The organism is Amycolatopsis sp. NPDC058278 (genome assembly GCF_042881395.1).
Lineage (GTDB): Bacteria > Actinomycetota > Actinomycetes > Mycobacteriales > Pseudonocardiaceae > Amycolatopsis.
Genome location: NZ_JBHVXZ010000030.1, coordinates 18,132 through 35,576, shown reverse-complemented (window position 1 = coordinate 35,576; position 17,445 = coordinate 18,132). Strand labels below are relative to the sequence as shown.

At 69.0% G+C, this 17,445-nt stretch carries 14 protein-coding genes, 2 tRNA genes and 2 pseudogenes; 8 read left to right on the top strand and 10 right to left on the bottom strand.

The window, feature by feature from the left end; all coding sequences use genetic code 11:
• Positions 1 to 6: 6 nt before the first annotated feature.
• Positions 7 to 1,098, bottom strand: a complete 1,092-nt coding sequence (locus ACFVYA_RS17980; RefSeq protein WP_387046241.1) for a dihydrofolate reductase family protein — start codon at positions 1,096 to 1,098, stop codon at positions 7 to 9.
• 86 nt (positions 1,099 to 1,184) lie between these two features.
• On the opposite strand from ACFVYA_RS17980, the gene ACFVYA_RS17975 reads away from it, so the two are divergent.
• Positions 1,185 to 1,436, top strand: a complete 252-nt coding sequence (locus tag ACFVYA_RS17975; RefSeq protein ID WP_285985502.1) for a hypothetical protein — start codon at positions 1,185 to 1,187, stop codon at positions 1,434 to 1,436.
• A 19-nt stretch (positions 1,437 to 1,455) separates the two neighbouring features.
• Here ACFVYA_RS17975 and ACFVYA_RS17970 read toward each other — a convergent pair whose 3' ends face one another.
• The 3 genes from ACFVYA_RS17970 to ACFVYA_RS17960 all read right to left on the bottom strand — a co-directional run bounded on the left by ACFVYA_RS17970 (position 1,456) and on the right by ACFVYA_RS17960 (position 5,171).
• Positions 1,456 to 2,688: an aldehyde dehydrogenase family protein gene (locus tag ACFVYA_RS17970; RefSeq protein WP_387046238.1), complete on the bottom strand. Its 1,233-nt coding sequence runs from the start codon at positions 2,686 to 2,688 to the stop codon at positions 1,456 to 1,458.
• Between the two features lie 590 nt (positions 2,689 to 3,278).
• Positions 3,279 to 4,064 carry a M50 family metallopeptidase gene (locus ACFVYA_RS17965; protein ID WP_387046236.1) on the bottom strand — a complete coding sequence of 262 codons (786 nt, stop codon included), beginning with the start codon at positions 4,062 to 4,064 and terminating at the stop codon, positions 3,279 to 3,281.
• Between the two features lie 201 nt (positions 4,065 to 4,265).
• A complete protein-coding gene (locus ACFVYA_RS17960) occupies positions 4,266 to 5,171 on the bottom strand; it encodes a DNA-3-methyladenine glycosylase family protein (RefSeq protein WP_387046234.1) in 906 nt (301 codons plus the stop codon).
• 148 nt (positions 5,172 to 5,319) lie between these two features.
• On the opposite strand from ACFVYA_RS17960, the gene ACFVYA_RS17955 reads away from it, so the two are divergent.
• The 3 genes from ACFVYA_RS17955 (at position 5,320) to ACFVYA_RS17945 (ending at position 8,555) form a co-directional block, all read left to right on the top strand.
• A complete protein-coding gene (locus ACFVYA_RS17955) occupies positions 5,320 to 6,069 on the top strand; it encodes a class I SAM-dependent methyltransferase (RefSeq protein WP_387046231.1) in 750 nt (249 codons plus the stop codon).
• Positions 6,070 to 6,108: 39 nt separating this feature from the next.
• On the top strand, positions 6,109 to 7,431 hold the full coding sequence (locus ACFVYA_RS17950; RefSeq protein ID WP_387046229.1) for a M20 family metallopeptidase: 1,323 nt from the start codon (positions 6,109 to 6,111) through the stop codon (positions 7,429 to 7,431).
• A gap of 98 nt (positions 7,432 to 7,529) precedes the next feature.
• On the top strand, positions 7,530 to 8,555 hold the full coding sequence (locus tag ACFVYA_RS17945; protein WP_285985508.1) for a S1C family serine protease: 1,026 nt from the start codon (positions 7,530 to 7,532) through the stop codon (positions 8,553 to 8,555).
• 115 nt (positions 8,556 to 8,670) lie between these two features.
• Here ACFVYA_RS17945 and ACFVYA_RS17940 read toward each other — a convergent pair whose 3' ends face one another.
• Together ACFVYA_RS17940 and ACFVYA_RS17935 are read right to left on the bottom strand one after the other, a co-directional pair.
• Positions 8,671 to 9,045, bottom strand: a complete 375-nt coding sequence (locus ACFVYA_RS17940; RefSeq protein WP_285985509.1) for a DUF3224 domain-containing protein — start codon at positions 9,043 to 9,045, stop codon at positions 8,671 to 8,673.
• Positions 9,046 to 9,113: 68 nt separating this feature from the next.
• Positions 9,114 to 10,635 (bottom strand): annotated as a pseudogene (locus tag ACFVYA_RS17935) (helicase HerA-like domain-containing protein).
• 113 nt (positions 10,636 to 10,748) lie between these two features.
• Between ACFVYA_RS17935 and orn the strand changes: the two are divergent.
• The 3 genes from orn (at position 10,749) to proP (ending at position 13,179) form a co-directional block, all read left to right on the top strand.
• Positions 10,749 to 11,357, top strand: a complete 609-nt coding sequence (gene orn, locus ACFVYA_RS17930) for an oligoribonuclease (protein WP_071831683.1) — start codon at positions 10,749 to 10,751, stop codon at positions 11,355 to 11,357.
• Positions 11,358 to 11,433: 76 nt separating this feature from the next.
• A tRNA-His gene (locus ACFVYA_RS17925) sits at positions 11,434 to 11,509 on the top strand.
• Between the two features lie 263 nt (positions 11,510 to 11,772).
• A complete protein-coding gene (gene proP / locus ACFVYA_RS17920; RefSeq protein WP_285985511.1) occupies positions 11,773 to 13,179 on the top strand; it encodes a glycine betaine/L-proline transporter ProP in 1,407 nt (468 codons plus the stop codon).
• On the opposite strand, the gene ACFVYA_RS17915 is transcribed toward proP, so the two are convergent.
• The gene (locus ACFVYA_RS17915; RefSeq protein WP_387046225.1) at positions 13,176 to 14,366 is read right to left on the bottom strand and encodes an Ig-like domain-containing protein; all 1,191 of its coding nucleotides are present in this window, start codon (positions 14,364 to 14,366) and stop codon (positions 13,176 to 13,178) included. The two genes, proP and ACFVYA_RS17915, sit on opposite strands and share 4 nt — an antisense overlap.
• A gap of 166 nt (positions 14,367 to 14,532) precedes the next feature.
• Between ACFVYA_RS17915 and ACFVYA_RS17910 the strand changes: the two genes are divergently transcribed.
• A tRNA-Lys gene (locus ACFVYA_RS17910) sits at positions 14,533 to 14,605 on the top strand.
• Between the two features lie 275 nt (positions 14,606 to 14,880).
• On the opposite strand, the gene ACFVYA_RS17905 is transcribed toward ACFVYA_RS17910, so the two are convergent.
• The 3 genes and pseudogenes from ACFVYA_RS17905 to ACFVYA_RS17895 all read right to left on the bottom strand — a co-directional run.
• Positions 14,881 to 15,966: an integrase core domain-containing protein gene (locus tag ACFVYA_RS17905; protein WP_387046222.1), complete on the bottom strand. Its 1,086-nt coding sequence runs from the start codon at positions 15,964 to 15,966 to the stop codon at positions 14,881 to 14,883.
• Between the two features lie 157 nt (positions 15,967 to 16,123).
• Positions 16,124 to 16,501 carry a hypothetical protein gene (locus ACFVYA_RS17900; RefSeq protein WP_387046220.1) on the bottom strand — a complete coding sequence of 126 codons (378 nt, stop codon included), beginning with the start codon at positions 16,499 to 16,501 and terminating at the stop codon, positions 16,124 to 16,126.
• A gap of 101 nt (positions 16,502 to 16,602) precedes the next feature.
• Positions 16,603 to 17,190, bottom strand: a pseudogene (locus tag ACFVYA_RS17895) (polymorphic toxin-type HINT domain-containing protein); the annotation flags it as partial.
• Positions 17,191 to 17,445: the final 255 nt, after the last annotated feature.

Here is a 17,445-nt window from a genome sequence, read left to right as displayed (position 1 = left end):
TGCCGGCTAGAAGTCGAGGTGGGTGTTCTCGCGCTGGACCTCCGGGGTCAGCGCGGGCACCTCGACGACGTGCCGCCCGGCCTGCCGCAGCAGCTCGGTGCCCCGGGCGTCGACGAAGACCGGCGGCTCGCGCCAGGCGAACACCACCCGCGGGATCCCGGCGTCGAGGACGAGCTGGGTGCAGCTGCGCGGGTGGGAACTGCGGTGGCTGCACGGTTCCAGCGAGCTGTACATGGTCGCGCCGGCCAGGCGCGGGTCGCCGGCGCACTTGGCCAGCGCGGCCTCTTCGGCGTGGTTGCCCGGATCGCCTTCGCCGGAATGCCCGGTGGCGACGACCTCGCCGTCGGCGTCGGTGATCACGGCGCCGACCCGGAAGGTGTGGCTGGGCGGGCACTGCGCGGCGAGCGCGATGGCTTCCTTGAGGCGCTGGACGTCCCGGCCGGTCGGTTCGGCGGCAGCGCGGTACTCGAGGATGGCCATCCCCTGCAGTTCGTTCGCGGCGGTCAGGACCAGGGGGCGCGGGTAGCGGCCGGGCCCGACGAACCGCGGCGCGTCCGGCTGCCCGACGAAGAACGGCGCGATCGCGAGCCGCAGCTCGTCGGCGAGGCCTTCGGTGAGGAAACGCGTGTGGATCCCGCCGCCGCCTTCGACCAGCAGGTTTTCGATCCCGCGGGCGCCGAGGTCGTCGAGCACGTGCCCGAAGTCGGGCGGGTTCCCGGCGTCGACGACGGTGGCGACGTGCTTCAGCCCGTCGGCGGCCCCGGGCGGCGCGTAGACGATCTTTTCGGTGTCCCCGACCGTGAAGAACTGCGCGTCCGGGTCGAGGCCGCGGGTGGTCACGGTGACCTTGACGGGTTGTTCGGGCTTACCCTGCTCCAGCCGTTTCCGCCGCAGCTCCGGGGAGCGGACGAGCAGCCGCGGGTTGTCGGCCCGCACGGTCCCGGCCCCGACGAAGATGGCGTCGGCCTCGGCCCGCAACCGGTCGACGATCGCGAAGTCGTCCTCTGTGGACAGCACCAGCCGCTCGGGTGAGGTGTCGTCGAGGTAGCCGTCGAGCGACTGCGCGGCGGACAGCAGGACGTGCGGCCGGGAGATCACCCGGCCCAGTATGCCGTAACGCGCGGGGCGGTCCCCGCGTCCTACGACGTATCCCTGTCGCCCCCATCCCCCGGAGCTTTTTGACCATGACAACGCGAGGCTGGTACAAGGAGCGGACGCTCACCACGGTCGACACCGTCGGCCGGGAGGTGTCGGTGACGACCGGGCTCACCCGTGACCCCGAAGGCCGCCTGGTCGCGGCGATCGCGATCAGCGACGGGCCGACGGCGATCTACCGCTATTCCGGCGACCCCGACGAGCGGACCGAGCTGGTCACCAACGCCGCGGACACGGTCAAGGAGCTTCGCAAGCTCGCCGGCGTCCCGCCGGCACGCTGACCTGGCCCGGCCGTTCGGTTCAGGCCGGCAGGACGGCGTACTGGCGGACGTAGAGGTCGGTGTAGGTCACCGGGCCGCGGGGGCCGGGGACCTTGTCGAGGTTGATGCCGGTTTCCGGGACGGCGAGCAGCTTGAAGCCGTCGAGGAGGCGGGTCGGGGCGTTCCAGAAGACGCCCGTGCCGGTGTAGCCGTCGAAGAAGGCGTCCGCGGCCGACGCGTCCTCGGTGGTGATGCCCGCCGCCAGGCCGGAGGTGCGCTCGTTGGCGATCTCGACGGCGTCGGAGAGCGAGCCGACCTTGGCGACGGTGACGGTGGCTTCCCGGTTGGAGTCCAGCGCCCACTCGTAGCCGATCGGGTGCTCGTGCGGGGCCAGCGAAGGCGTGACGCCGCGCTCGGCGAGCGCGTCGGAGATCGCGGGCCAGGCGTCGTCGTGGATGTCTTCGTGGATGAGCAGCAGGTTCAGCCGGTTGCAGACACCCAGCCGGTCGAGGCTCGTGTAGACGAGGTCGCGCGCCTTCGTGACGTCCGCCCCGCGGTCGACGTACAGGACGCCACCACCATCGGCGTGGGCGAGGGTGCGCACGCCGTGAACGGCAGCCTCGGTGGCGAGGGCGCGGGTGCTGTCCCCGCTACCGCGCAGGATCACCAGCGGCACGAGGCCGGGCAGCCGCACGAGCGCGGACGCCGCCTCCCGTTCCACACGCGGCACGAGCTGGACGCAGTCGGCGTCGATGCCCGCTTCCGCGAGCGCCGGCGCGATGACGACCTCCCGCAGCCGCTGGGCGGACCCGAGCGCGGCCGAGCCGGTGCGCAGGACTCCGGCGTTGCGCGACTTGACGAGCTGGGAGGCCACGTCGACGGTGACGTTCGGCCGCGCCTCGTAGTTCGCCCCGATGACACCGACCGGCCGCCGCCGTTCGACCAGCCGCAGGCCGCCGTCCAGGGTGGACACGTCGACGGAGCGCTCCTGGTGCGGGGCGCCGGCCAGCAGCTGAAGCTGTTCGGCCATGCCGGTGAGCCGCTCCGGGGTGATGGTGAGCCGGTCGAGCAGGCCGGCGCTCATCCCATCGGCCTTGGCGCGCTCGACATCGGCCTGGTTCGCCTCGAGGATCTCGTCCCGGTGCGCGAGCAGCCGCTCGGCCATCCCGGTCAGTGCGGCATCGACGGCTTGGGCGCTCGCGGCAGCCAGCGACGGCGCGGCCAGCTTCGCCGCCCGTGCGCATTCCTCGACGGCCTTGGCGACCTCGTCCATCGTTCGTCTCCCTCCGCGCGGACCACCAGTTTGCCGCATGCACCCCCGTGACCGGCCACGGGCTCCACCGCCGACGCCGGGGGCGCGGGCCTGATCCGGGTGTCGCGGCCGCCGAGGGGTGACCGCGGCGGGGATGGCGACCGCCGATGGTGTGGTCGAGCCTCGCGGCGGCGCCTGGCAGCAGCCGCGGCCCGCAGACCGGCCGCGGCCCGCGGCTGCGGTGCGAGGAACGTGACCGGCCGGGGACAAGCCCGAGCACCGCAACGGCACCGCGCGGCCAGCGCGGCCAGCCGACCGACCGCGCGCGGCAGGCCCCCACCGACCGACGGGGTGCTTGAACGCCGCAACCGCCGCCGTCGGCGGCGGCCGGCGGACAGCTCGGGCTGCCGCTGGCGGGCCGCTCCAACCGGGTCGGTCAAGCCGGGACCACGCGCGACGGCGGGCGGCGGGCGGCGGGCGGCGGGCGGCGGGCGGCGGGCGGCGGGCGGCGGCAGCACACAACGCGCGCAGCTCCCGTCGCCCGGTCGGCCGAAGCCGAGCCGTGGCCAGGTGGTTTGGCGCCTCGCGGCTGGGGGCCATGGCTGCCGGCGCTACTTGGCGGCCGGCTCCAGGAGCCACAGTGCGCCGGCGATCAAGCAGCTGATCGTGGCCACCGCGAAGACCAGGACCCACAGCACCGGCGGGACCGCCGTGAGGCGGCCCAGCTGGTCCGCGTCCGAGTCGCGGGCCTGGCCGCGGCGTCGCTTGATCTGGAGCTCCGCCACCGGCCGCACGCCTCCGAACAGCAGGAACCACGTCACCAGGTAGCTGAACGGGGCCTGCAGCTCGACCGGTGCGACGAACGCGATCAGCGCCAGCACCGCCGCGCTGGCGACGACCGTGAACACCCCGTAGGCGTTGCGCACCATCACCAGCACGCCGAGCAGCAGCAGCGCGATCAGGACCAGCACCGTGCCGACCAGGTCGGCGCCCAGCAGGCCGGCGAACACCAGCCCCAGGACCGACGGTGCCAGGTACCCGGCCATCGCCGTGAACGCCATGCCCGGTCCCTCGGGCTTGCCGCGCGAGACGGTGACGCCCGAGGTGTCCGAATGCAGCTTGATGCCCTGCAGGCGCCGTCCGACCAGCACCGCGGCCAGCGCGTGCCCGGCCTCGTGCACCATCGTCACGACGTTCCGCGCCCGCCGCCACGGTGTCCCGCCGACCAGCACCACCAGCAGCGCCACGCCGCCGGCGATCAGGGTGATCACCGCGGGGGTCTGGGCCTGCTCGAGCAGCGAACCGGCCGGCGAAGTGCCGGTGGCGGCAGCCGCGCGGAAAGCTGACAGGGCGTCACCGGACGGACCGCCGAGCGCGAAATGAACGGGCGTGCTCACCCGGACACCTCACCACAGGCGATATCTGGCTACCGTGAGTCCCCACCGCTCGCCGCTTCGCGGCTTCGGGTATTGAGTCGTTGTGGTCTCCGTTCTGTCGTCGGAACGCGGGCCGCAAGTGCGCGCACGGGCCGAGGCGCCACCGCCACGCCGAGCCGGATCCGAGGTCGGCGAGCAGCTGCACCGGACGGCCGTTTCAGATCATCGCGACTCCCGCATCCGGGCCTCACCCTCGACCCGGAACAGGAACGACACCCAGCTGCGGAACGGCGCCCAGGCCTCCGCGATCTCCGCCAGCTCCGCGACGCCCGCGTCCGGGAGGTGGTACGCGTCGCGCATGATCTCGTGGAGGCGGGTTTCGCCGCGGGGGAAGACGTCCGGGTGGCCGGCACCGCGGATCAGGATCAGCTCCGCGCTGAACCGGCCGATGCCCGGCAGCAGCTGCAGCTGCTTCAGCGCCTCCTCCGCCGGCATCGCCCGCAGTGCCGCCGCGTCCAGCATTCCGTCGGCCGCCGCCTCGGCGATGGCACGCAGGCGCGGGATCTTCGGGCCCGGCAGCCCCGGCTGGTACTCCATCTTCGCCAGTGCGGCCGGCGCCGGGAACGCCCTCAGCGTGCTCCCGTCGACGTCGACTTCGGTGCCGTAGCGTTCGGTCAGGCGACGGCGCAGCCGGACCGCCTGCGTCATCCAGATCCGGTGGCTCAGCACCGCCCAGCACGCCGCCTCGTAGGGCGACGCGAACAAGACCGGACGCAGGCCCCAGCGCAACTCCTGCAGCAGCGAAACCACCGGATCACGGGCGCCGGCCTCCGGGAACGCCGTGCCGTCGACGTCCAGCGAGCACATCCGCCGCACCTGCGCCACCACGGCGTCGGTGTGCTCGGGCGGGCTGTGGACCTCCACCGTGACCTCGCCGGGCGATCTCTGCCGCAGCACCGCTCCCACCGGCGTCCATTCGCCGTCGAGCGCGAACGCCACCCGCAGCGCGCCGGGTTCGGAGTCCGGCTGCCCGGCCGGGGCGAAGCCGGTCAGGAAGCGGGCCGCCGCGGCCAGGTCGAACTCGCCGTGCACCGCGATCTCGGCCCGCGGGCCGGAAATCGTCGTCATCTGTCCTCCTCGGATCGGAACCTTGCCCGCGACGTTAGGAAGGGGCACCGACAATTCCGGGCGTCGAACGCCTGATCCCGGATTTCTTCACTCGATCGGGTGGCCCCGAGGTGGGCATACTGCCGGTATCCGAAAGCGAGGAGAACTCGTGCCGACCAGCGCATCCGACCGTCTCGAGGCCCTGCTCGAGACGCCGGCCGAGACGGACGCCGGCTACCTCGACCTGCTGGGCGCCGCGGACCAGGCCGGTCCGCCGACGGGGCTCACGCAGCGCCTGATGCGCACCACCCTGCTCCCGCAGGTCTACGAGCGGTACTGGCGCCCCACCCTCGGCCGCGCGCTCAAGGGCCCGTTCGGGCCGAGCATGGCGGACGAAGTCACGCTCGCCACGAAACTCCTCCGGCTGGCACCGGGCCGCACGGTGCTCGACGTCGCGTGCGGAACCGGCCGGTTCACCCGGGCGTTCGGCGCGGCCGTCGGCCCGGACGGGCTGGCGATCGGGCTCGACGGCGCCCGAACCATGCTCGCCAAAGCCGTCGCCGAAGGTGGCCCGGACACCGTCGCCTACCTGCGCGCCGACGCCGTGCACCTCCCGTTGAAACTGTCCACAGTGGACGCGCTCTGCTGCTTCGCCGCACTGCACATGTTCGCCGAGCCGGAGACCGCACTGGATTCTTTCGCGCGTGTGGTGAAACCGGGCGGCCGGATCGTGCTGCTGACGAGCGCCCGCCGCGGCTGGCAACCCGCGCGTCTGATCGAGTCGGCCGGCGGGGTCGTGAGCGGCCAGAAGATGTTCGACCGCGGCGAAGTCGCGGCGGGCCTGCGCGCCCGCGGCTTCACGAAGATCACCGAACGGTACGCCGGTGTCACGCAGATCGTCGCGGGCGAGCGCGGCTGAGCGCCGCGGATTGTCGGAGGTGCCGGTTAGCATCGCCCCATGACCCACGCCGACCCCGTCCCGCCTGACGACAGCTACCTGCGTTCCCTGGTCGAGGCCACCGCCGACGCCGTCGCGGCCGCTGAACCGCTGTCCTCGCCGCACCCCGGCGCGGACGAGGCGACGCGGGCCGAAGTGACCGCCGCGGTCGAGCGCAGCTCACCTGATCTGGTGGCCTTGAGCCAAGATCTGCACGCCCATCCCGAGGAGGGGTTCGCCGAACACCGGTCCGTGCGGGCCCTGGCCGATCTCCTGCGGCGCCACGGCCACGAAGCCACGATCGGCGTCGGCGGGCTCGACACCGCGCTGCGCGTCAGCACACCGCCACGAGACGGGCCGCACATCGCCGTGCTCGCCGAGTACGACGCGCTGCCCGGGCTGGGCCACGCCTGCGGTCACAACGTCATCTGCACCACCGCCGCGGGCGGTTTCCTCGGCGCCGCCACCGTCGCCGGGCGGCTCGGCGGCCGCGTCAGCCTGATCGGCACGCCCGCCGAGGAAGGCGGCGGCGGCAAGGAGATCCTCGCCCGCGCCGGCGTGTTCGACGACGTCGACGCGGTGATCATGCTGCACCCGTTCAGCCACGACATCGCGCTGCACCCGTTCCTTGGGCGGCGTCAGCTGGAGATGGTCTTCCACGGTGTCGGCGCGCACGCGAGCGCCCAGCCGTTCATGGGCCGCAACGCGCTCGACGCCGCCGTCGCGGCGTACCAAGGCGTCTCGGCGCTGCGCCAGCAGCTCCCGCAGAGCGACCGCGTCCACGGCGTGTTCACCGACGGCGGCGCCCGGCCCAACGTCATCCCGGCCCGCGCCGCGCTGCTGTTCTACCTCCGGTCCCAGACCCCGGAGACCCTGCGCGACCTCGCCGCCCGCATGACGTCGATCGCCGAAGGCGCCGCGGCGATGACCGGCTGCGGCGTCGAGCTGATCTGGGACGCCCAGGCCGCCTACCTGCCGATCCGGTTCAACACCGCGCTCGCCGCGCGGTGGACGGCCAACCAGGTGATCACCGGCCGCAAACCGCTCCCGCCGGGCATCGTGCCGGAGTCGCTCACCGGTTCCACGGACCTCGGCAACCTGTCGTACCGCCTTCCCGCACTGCACCCCATGCTCGCGGTTTCGGGTCCCACGGTGGCGTTGCACACCAAGGAGTTCGCGGCCGCGGCCGGATCGGAGACGGGTGACGCGGGCGTCCGCGACGGCGCGCTGGGCCTGGCCCTGACCGCGGCCGACTACCTCGGCGACGCCGAGTTGCGGAAGGCGGTGCACGACGAGTTCGAGGCAGCGGGAGGTGCGCTGGACGTCCCGTCGTTCTTCGCTTGAAGCCTGAAGATCAGCTGAGTTTTCTCAGCTGATTCTTCTCAGCAAAGCCTGAGGTATTTCCACAGGCTGCTCACAAGCACGAGCGCGAATCTAATCCCATGACCGAGAACGAGAGTCGGCCCGGCCCCGCCTCAACCGGTGGGCACCAGCCGCACCACAGCACTCAGCAGTACGGGCCGTACGCGCAGTACGCCTACCAGCAGCAGGCCGCGCCGAATCCGCTCTTCACCCCGCCCCAGGCTCCCGGCGCCCAGGCCCCCACGGCGCTGAAGGCCAAGCCGCGCAAGGGTGGCCGGGTCGCGATGATCGTCAGCGCGACCGCACTCGGTGCCGCGCTGGTCGGCGGCGTCGGCGGCGCGGCGATCGTCGGGCTCACGACGACTTCGGCGGACGGCGCGACGACGTCGATCAGCACGCCGGCCGCGAACGGGCAGACGGTCGCGAACTCGACCTCCGGCGACGTCAGCGCCGTCGCGGCGAAGGTCACGCCGAGCGTCGTCCAGATCAACGTCACGACCGGCCAGGGCGAGGCCATCGGCTCCGGCGTCATCCTCACTTCGGACGGCCGGATCCTGACCAACGCGCACGTCGTCGACGGCGCCCAGAACGTCGTCATCACCACGTCCGACGGCAAGAAGTACCAGGCCAGCGTGGTCGGCGCGGACACCAAGGCGGACATCGCCGTGGTCCAGGCGCAGAACGCCAGTGGCCTGACCGCGGCGAGCCTGGGCGACTCGAGCAAGCTCGCCGTCGGCCAGGAAGTGGTCGCGATCGGCTCGCCGGGCGGTCTGCAGAACACCGTCACCACCGGCATCGTCAGCGCGCTGAACCGGAACCTGTCCGACATCGGGCAGGGCGAGCAGCAGCAGCGCTCGCCGTTCAGCCGCACGTCGAACCAGAGCAACGACTCGCCCAGCTACACCGCGATCCAGACCGACGCCGCGATCAACCAGGGCAACTCCGGGGGCGCGCTGGTCGACGCCCAGGGCAACGTGATCGGCATCAACTCGGCGCTGTACAGCCCTTCGGCCTCGGCCAACGGCTCGGCGGGCAGCGTCGGGATCGGGTTCGCCATTCCGATCAACGACGCCAAGAAGATCGTCGACCAGATCGTGAACAACTAGGACGCGGACGGGCCGTGGTCGGGGCGGCCCGTCCCCGCGCTTCGGGGAGCGGGAGATCGCCGCGAAGGCCGTTTCGAGAGTCGATCGGGGGTTCTCGAAACGGCCTTCGTGCTGCTCAGAGGGTATAGGTGAGGGTCAAGTGGTGATCCTCGCCGTCGATCTCGATGTTCGCCGTCCCGGAAATCCCGGTCAGCTCGCCGGCACCGGACCCGGTGAGGATCTTCAAGGCCATCCCCGACTCGTCGGCCGTGTGGTGCAGGACGAAGCTGCCCTTGCGGCCGTCGACCGAGACCTCGAGCCGCTCGAAGCCGACGTACGCGCGCGACGTCGCGTTGGTGGCCGTCAGCAGCTCGACCTTGCTGGTCCCTTCGACCGCCCCGGTGAACGTCTTGGCGATCGCCACCCGGGCGAGCTCGTTGCCTCCGAACTCCTCGGTCGCCTGCGGCTCCCACTGGTCGACGGTGAACGACGCGGTGGCGGTGCTGGTCATGAGTGGTTCCCTCTCTTCGGTGTGGAACCACTTTTGCAGTGAAACCTGACAGCTTGCGTCAGGTTTTGTCAGCGGCGCCGGTTGCCGAACAGCCCGCGCGTGATCTCGCGGCCCAGCGCGCTCGCCGCGGACCCGCATGAACGACTTCACGGCCGGGTTCTTCATGGCGGACTCGAGGAACCCCGGTTCGTCCTTCTCGGACGCCGGCGCCTCGGGAGCAGCCTCGGGCGGGGGCGCGGCGGCGACCTTCGCGGCCAGCTTCTCGTAGGCCGACTCCCGGTCGATCGTCTTGGCGTACTTCGCGTGCAGGTCCGACGAAGCGACCGAAGCGGCAACCGCCTCGTCGCCGATCGAGCCCATCTTCGATCGGGGCGCCCGCAGCCGCGTCCACGCCACCGGCGTCGGCGCACCCCGTTCCGAGAGCACCGTGACGACGGCCTCGCCGATACCCAGCGACGTCAACGCCGTGTCGAGCTCGTAGAACTTCGTCTTCGGGTAGGTCTTCACCGTCTTGGCCAGTGCCGCCTGGTCGTCCGGGGTGAACGCCCGCAGCGCGTGCTGGATCCGCGCGCCGAGCTGCGAGAGCACGGCGTTCGGGACGTCCGTGGGCAGCTGCGTGCAGAAGAACACACCGACGCCCTTCGACCGGATCAGCTTCACGGTCTGCTCGATGCGCTCGAGGAACGCCTTCGACGCGTCGGCGAACAGCAGGTGGGCCTCGTCGAAGAAGAAGACGAGCTTCGGCTGGTCGAGATCGCCTTCCTCGGGCAGCTCCTCGAACAGCTCGGCCAGCAGCCACATCAGGAACGTCGAGAACAACGCCGGCTTCGGCTGCAGGTCGTCCAGCTCCAGCAGCGTGACGACGCCCTTGCCGTCACGTGCGCGCATCAGGTCGTGTACGTCCAGCTCGGGCTCGCCGAAGACGTCCTCACCGCCCTGGGCCTCCAGATTGGACAGGGCACGCAGGATCACGCCGGCCGTCGCCGCCGAGACCCCGCCGATCCCCTTGAGGTCCTCCTTGCCCTCGTCGCCGGTCAGGTGCGTGATCACCGACCGGAGGTCCTTTGTGTCCAGCAACGCCAGGCCGCGCTGGTCGGCCCAGTGGAAGATCAGCCCGAGCGTCGACTCCTGCGTCTCGTTCAGGCCCAGCACCTTGGCCAGCAGCACCGGCCCGAAGCTCGTGATCGTCGCCCGGATCGGCGACCCCTTGCCGCCGGTGCCCAGCGACAGGAACTGCACCGGGAACGCCGCGCCCGCCCAGTCGTCGCCGAGCTCCTGCGAACGCTTCGAGACCTTGTCGTTCGCCTCACCCGCCGCGGCCAGCCCGGACAGATCGCCCTTGACGTCGGCGAGCACCACCGGCACCCCGGCCGCCGACAGCTGCTCCGAGATCAGCTGCAACGTCTTCGTCTTGCCCGTCCCGGTCGCCCCGGCAACCAGCCCGTGCCGGTTCAGCGTCGCCAACGGCAGCCGCACGGCCGCCGCCGCGTCCACCTGCCCGTCGATCACCACCGCACCCAGCTCCAGCGCGGCACCCTCACTCGCATAACCAGCGGCGATCTCACTCGCCGGCGACTCCTGCCCGTCCACGGCCCGCTCCCCGACCTGTGTCCTGCACCACACCCAACCCGGCTCGGCGAGCGTAACGCGCCGTACGCGCAGGTAACGCCCTTCATATCCCCGTGTCGGGTTAGGGTCACCAGGTGACCGACCGCCTAGTCTGGATCGACTGCGAAATGACGGGGCTCGACCTCGGCAAAGAAGCGTTGATCGAAATCGCCGCCCTCGTCACCGACGCAGAACTCAACGTGCTCGGCGACGGAGTCGACATCGTCATCCACGCCGACGAGGAAAAACTCGCCGGGATGCCCGAAATCGTCCGCGAGATGCACGCCCACTCCGGCCTCACCGAAGAAGTCCGCCGCTCCACGGTGACCCTCGAAGAAGCCGAACGCCGCGTCCTCGACTACATCCGCGAGCACGTCCCCGAACCGGGCACCGCCCCCCTCGCCGGCAACTCCATCGCCACCGACCGCGGCTTCATCGCCCGCGACATGCCCGCCCTCGACGCCCACCTGCACTACCGCATGGTCGACGTCTCCTCCGTCAAAGAACTCGTCCGCCGCTGGTACCCGCGCATCTACTACGCCAAGCCCGAGAAGGGCCTCGCCCACCGCGCCCTCGCCGACATCCGCGAATCCATCGGCGAACTCGACTACTACCGGCGCGTCGCCTTCGTCCCCCAACCCGGCCCCACCAGCGAAGAAGCCAAAGCCGCCGCCGCTGAAGTGCAGGAACAGCACCAGAGGTAACCCCCTGCAAACCCCGCGAGGGCACCCGCTACGATTACAGCCAACGAGGTGATCGCACGCGGTCCCCTCGCAGATGGTGGGCGTAGCTCAGCTGGTAGAGCACCTGGTTGTGGTCCAGGAGGTCGCGGGTTCGAAACCCGTCGCTCACCCCATTGCCCCGGTTTGGTCGGGCCCTGGCGGGCCCTCCCCCAAACTGGGGTTTCGCCTTTTTGTGGGGGTCGAACCCCCACACCCCCGGGGGGGGGGGGGGCGGCGGCCCCCCGCCGCCGGCGGCGCGCCCCCGGACCCCCATCCGTGTGGTTGCGTCGCGTTGCCGGGTGTCCGTTTGAGGCTTGGGCACTGGGCCGTTCGTGGTAACGCTCACGACTGGATGGCTCAGCGTGCGGACGGCGGGGTGGGGATGCACCGTTGAGGCGTGGAACGTTCAGGTGGGAAGGTCAGGGGCCGGAAGAAGAAGCTTCGGTATGAGGACATCACCGTTGTTGATCGTTCTCTGCTGAAGCGGGCTGTTGGGGCTGCGGCCCTGGGCAACGCCATGGAGTGGTTCGACTTCGGGGTCTATGCCTACATTGCCGACACCATTGCCGAGGTGTTCTTTCCCGCCAGTGTGTCGCCTGGGGTTCGGCTGATCGGGACCTTCGGGGCCTTCACCGCCGCCTTCCTCATGCGGCCTCTTGGGGGGCTTGTCTTCGGGCCGCTCGGGGATCGGATCGGGCGGCAGAAGGTGCTCGCCGTCACCATGATCATGATGGCCATCGGCACGCTCTGTATCGGGTTGATTCCGTCCTACAGCTCGATCGGGGTCTGGTCGCCGATCCTGCTCGTGCTCGCGCGGATGGTTCAGGGCTTCTCCACCGGTGGGGAGTACGGGGGCGCCACCACCTTCATCGCCGAGTACTCGCCCGACAAGCGGCGGGGCTTCATGGGCTCGTGGCTCGAGTTCGGGACGCTGTCGGGGTACGTGCTCGGGGCGTCCGTCGTCACCGGGATGAAAGCCTGGGTGCCGCACGAGACGTTGCTCGACTGGGGCTGGCGCGTTCCGTTCCTGGTCGCCGGGCCGCTCGGCATCATCGGGCTCTACATGCGACTGAAGCTGGAGGAGACCCCCGCCTTCCAGAAGCACGCCGCGGAGGCCGAGAAGCGGGGGAAGTCCGGCGAACCGTTCTGGAAGATGTTCACCGAGTACTGGCCCGCGCTGCTCGTGTGCGTCGGCCTGGTGCTCGTCTTCAACGTCACCGACTACATGCTGCTGTCGTACATGCCGACGTACCTGTCCGAGCAGCTGCACCTCGACGCCACCCACGGGCTGCTGCTGATCATCGTCGTCATGGTCGTGATGATGCTCATCATCATGGTCGGCGGCCGGATCACCGACCACGTCGGCCGCAAACCCGTGATGATGGCCGGCTGCCTCGGGTTCCTCGTGCTGTCCTGGCCGCTGATGCTGCTCGTGCACGACGGCGGCCTCGTCCTCACCTTCCTCGGGCTGATGGGGCTCGGCCTGCTGCTGCTCTGCTTCGAGGTGTCGATGCCCGCGGCGCTGCCCGCGCTGTTCCCGACGGCCATCCGGTACGGCGCGCTGTCCATCGCGTTCAACATCTCGGTGTCGCTCTTCGGCGGCACGACCCCGCTGGTCATGCAGTCGCTGATCTCCGCCACCGGCCACGACTTCTGGCCGGCCTGGTACCTCATGGCGGCCGGCGCGATCGGCGCCGTCGCGGTGTACTTCAGCCGCGAAACTGCGAACAAACCGCTGTGGGGCTCGGGACCCGCGGTGTCGACCGAGGCCGAAGCGCGGGAGCTGGTCCGCGACTCGGGTTAGTTCGCCGCCGTCCGCCACTCGTCCCAGGACAGCTGCCAGACGCTCCAGCCGTCGGTCGGCTCGAGCTTCGGGCCGCCGCTGTTCTGCACCGTGACGACGTCACCCTTCTTGGACGTGTCCATCAGCCACTTCGTGTTCTCGGGCGACAGGTTCAGGCAGCCGTGGCTGACGTTGCTGTGGCCCTGCTGCCGCACCGACCACGGCGCGGAGTGGTAGAAGATCCCGCTGTAGGACAGCCGGACCGCGTACTGGACGAAGGTGCTGTAGCCGCCGGGCGCGTCTTCGGGCACGCCGTAGGTGGCGGAGTTCATCGTGTAGCCGGTGTGCTCGCTCATGACGGTGTAGGTGCCCTGCGGCGTGTTGTGACCGGGCTTGCCCATGGAGGTCGGCATGGTCTTGACCTCCTTGTCGTTGATCGTGACCGTCATCTGGTGGGTCCCGCCGTCGGCGACGGCGACGAGCTTGTCGCCGACGGTGACATTGGCGCCCTTGTCCTCCCGGCCGTAGCTGCCACCGCCGAGCGGCTTGCCGTAGACGGCGGCGTCGACCTTGATCTTGGTGCCGCTCTTCCAGTAGTCCTTCGGCCGCCAGGTGACCTGCTTGTCGCCGGACCAGCGGAAGGCGCCCTCGGTGGCCGGCTCCGCGGAGACCTTCAGCGCTTTCTCGGCCGCGGCCTTGTCGGTGACGTTGCCGGTGAAGGTGAAGATCAGCGGCATCCCGACCCCGACGGTCTCGCCCTCGACGAGGTTCACGGACACGCCGAGCTGCCGGGCGGGCTTGACGGTACTGAAGGTCGACTCCGCCGTGACCGGCTTGCCGTCGGAGCCGGTGGCGGTCGCGGTCAGCTTGTAGGTCTTGCCGTAGCCGAGCGGCTCGGCGGAGTCCCACCCGGAGCCGTCGGCCCGCGGCTTGCCGGCGACGACCTTGCCATCGGCCCCGGTCAGCTTGACGTCCCCGACCTTCCCCTCCGCGACGGCGACGCTCACCGGCTCCCCGGGCGCAACGTCCTTCGCGTCCTTGGCGGGCGTGAGGGTGAGCACGGCGGGCTTCGGCGCGGGCTTGGGAGCGCTGCTGCTCGCGGAAGCGGTCTCCCGCGGAGGTTCACCCGAAGGGCTACTGCTGCACCCGGCCAAGGACAGGCCGACCACCCCGGCGGCCACCAGCAACCGCACCGTCACACCCCGCATGCCCACCCGCCCGTTTCGCCGTCGATGTCCGACTACAGTGTGCCCGACCAGCCCCGACACCGGGGCGGCAACGCCGGAACCGGGTAGGGGGACCCCCCTGAAACGGGCCTGGAGAGCGGGTGCTAATCTTTTCCACGTCGCCGAGGGAAGCCTCCGGCAGACACCGGCGCCATTAGCTCAATTGGCAGAGCAGCTGGCTCTTAACCAGCGGGTTCGGGGTTCGAGTCCCTGATGGCGCACCCTCACTCCCCAGGTCGAAGACTTCTTCGACCTGGGGTTTTGTGTTATCTGGAGTCACTTCTTCCACTTCCTTTCTGTCCACACTGGCCGGTAAAGAGCCCGAGATGCGCCCGAGCGGTCGCGAGGCCGTCCGGGTGATGATCTTGGTGGTCGCCTCGGCAGTGGCTAGCGCAACCTCGGCCAGCACGGTGATGTACGTGTCCATCGTCACGGTGATCGACGAGTGCCGCAGCATGTTCTGCACGTGTGGGGCTCGAAAAGTCGTCGCTGCAGCTCAGGCGGCGTATCGGTACTCGTTGATGACTCCTGCGAGGACCGGGGTCCGCAAGAGTCTGCGGGCCTCAAAGTCTTGGATGCCACAGGGCTGTTCCTGGACGTCGGGTGGTCGCTGGCCTTGAGACCGGTGTGGTCGATGCCTGTTGTAGTGCTCCTGGTACTCGGCGAGGACCCGTCCGGCGTGCGCCTCGTTCATGATCAGAATGTGGTCGAGGACCTCGCGGCGAATGGTCCCGATCGCGCTTTCGCAGTGAGCATTCATCCGCGGAGCCTGAGGCGCAGTAAGGAGCACCTGCATCTCCTCGGCTTCGAAGACCGCGTCGAAGGAACCGGTGTACTTGCTATCGCGATCGCGAAGGACAAAGCGCAGCGACTCGACTCGGCGGCCCAGGTCGCTGGCGAGGTTACGAGCTTGCTGGGTCGCCCATTGCGCGGTGGGGTGCGCAGTGACACCGGTGATGTGGAGCTTGCGGGTGCGATGCTCGAGGAACGCCAGCGCATACAACCGCCTGCCGGTGATCGTGTCCACGTGGAAGAAATCCGCAGCGATGATCCCCTCGGCCTGGGCGGTGAGGAACTCGCGCCAGCTCGGACCGGTGCGGCGCGGAGCCGGGTCGACACCAGCCGCATGCAAGATCTCCCAGACCGTGGACGGCGCGATCCGGTGTCCCAGCCGAGCCAACTCACCCTGAACTCTGCGGTGACCCCATCGCGGGTTCTCCTGTGCCAAACGCAGCACCAGCCTCTGCAGCGCAGCCGCTGTAGGTGGACGCCCGGTGCGTCGACGTCGAGCGGTACAGTCCCACTTCCTGGCGATCAGCCTGCGGTGCCAGCTCAGCAGCGTCCCTGGAGTGACCAGGAAGACGCTGCGCCAGCGGCGGCGCGGAAGCAGCGACGACAGCGCGGCCAGCCAGAACCGGTCTGCGGGCTCATAACGGACCGGACCGTTGACCTGTCGCCGCAGCACCGCGTTCTGATGTCGGAGAACGAGCAACTCGACGTCCTTGCCGGCGTCCCGGCGCAGCAGGATCGCCGGCACGGACAACAACGCACGAGTTGTCCGGTACAGCAAAGAAATGATCATCCCGGTAGCATCTCAGCCGCCGAAGAGAAGCTGCGCACATGTGCTCCCACCAGCGGCGATGACTTCTCGAGCCCCACAGTCCTGATACATACAGCACTCACGCCTGGTCACCACCGTCGATAGGGCTGCAGCCAGGTCACCACTCAAGCAAAATCAACTATTCACTCCTCATACGAGATGCAATGTCGAGGAAAACTGCATTCGAACCAATCTCTGGATATTTTCGCTCTATGCAGTCAACAAGGGTCAAGCTCGCCAACCTGACCCCCTTCCGCACGTCTTCACGACCGACAAATCCAACCGTGCCAGGAAGATAACTGCACTCCATTTTAATGCCAGCCTCTTGTTCGGATAGACTAATCCAATCGTCACTCTCAGTAAAATGGTAAACTTTTACCTCTCCGAGCACAAGCCGTTCAACCATCAAGTCGATATTGTTGGCGAAGCTCAGCAGAGGAATCCAGCCAAAATTAGCGCTCAAATCGACGTTACCGGCCTGAATTGATACATTGCCGGTGAAGCACGAGTACAACATGTCAACACTTGACGCCGTGGAGGGTTCGGTTCGATCCTCCCGACGCAGTCCAGGGACTCCGGCTAATTCGTACGCAATTTTAAACATTCATCTACTTTCACCTAACGGATTGGAAAGACCGTTCCGAGCAGCCACCCGCCATCCGGTCCCGGGTTTATCCACACGCCAATTCGGGAGGTTCTCTGCCCATTGACTGCGCCAATGGTGCGCCCAGTGTCCCATTCATGAAAGTGGCCGATTCTGTCTTCGTTCCACTTGGTAACAGGCCCTCTAACTCCGTCGTAAACCAAGTTCATAATATCTTCATTCGACATGTCGTCGAACTTCGAGCCCGTACTTCCCGTACGAAACACGTGCAAACCCGCTACGTGCCCATCAATACGTTCCTGCACCTGCCAAGGATCGAGCTCCAACGGTCCACAGTTGTGCACCAACACCGGCACACTGTCGGCGAGCACATAGTAGGTGTGAACAGTTTCGACAGTGAGGTTGTAGGTGAGATTGCCCCCAGTGTATCGACGCACGGATCCAACGGCGACAAGGCCGGCGCCCGGCGTGGAGAGCAGGTCACCGGTCTTGAGGTCAGCCGCGTCAGTCCAGGCCTGGTCCGTGGCATTCCAGAAGGGGCGGTGAGCCGTCGTACGAACTGTCCGCGGGCCGACTGGTGTCTGCACCGTGATGTCGACGAAGTCGTGGTCGTCGTCTCGTCGGTGATGTGTAGCGCCGTCACGACATGTCGTTGAACGAGGCGGTCCGCAGGTTCGGCGTTGGCGACTTCGTCGCCCACTTTGACCTCGGCAATCGGCTTACTACTACCATCTGCCATCAGCACCGGTGTATCACCGGTAAAGCTGTTCACACACCGTGCTGCCGCGCCCCCACCTCGGGAACCGCCGAAGAACCTGTTCTTGTCCGGTCAAGCCGACGGCAGTGTCCCACGGGTC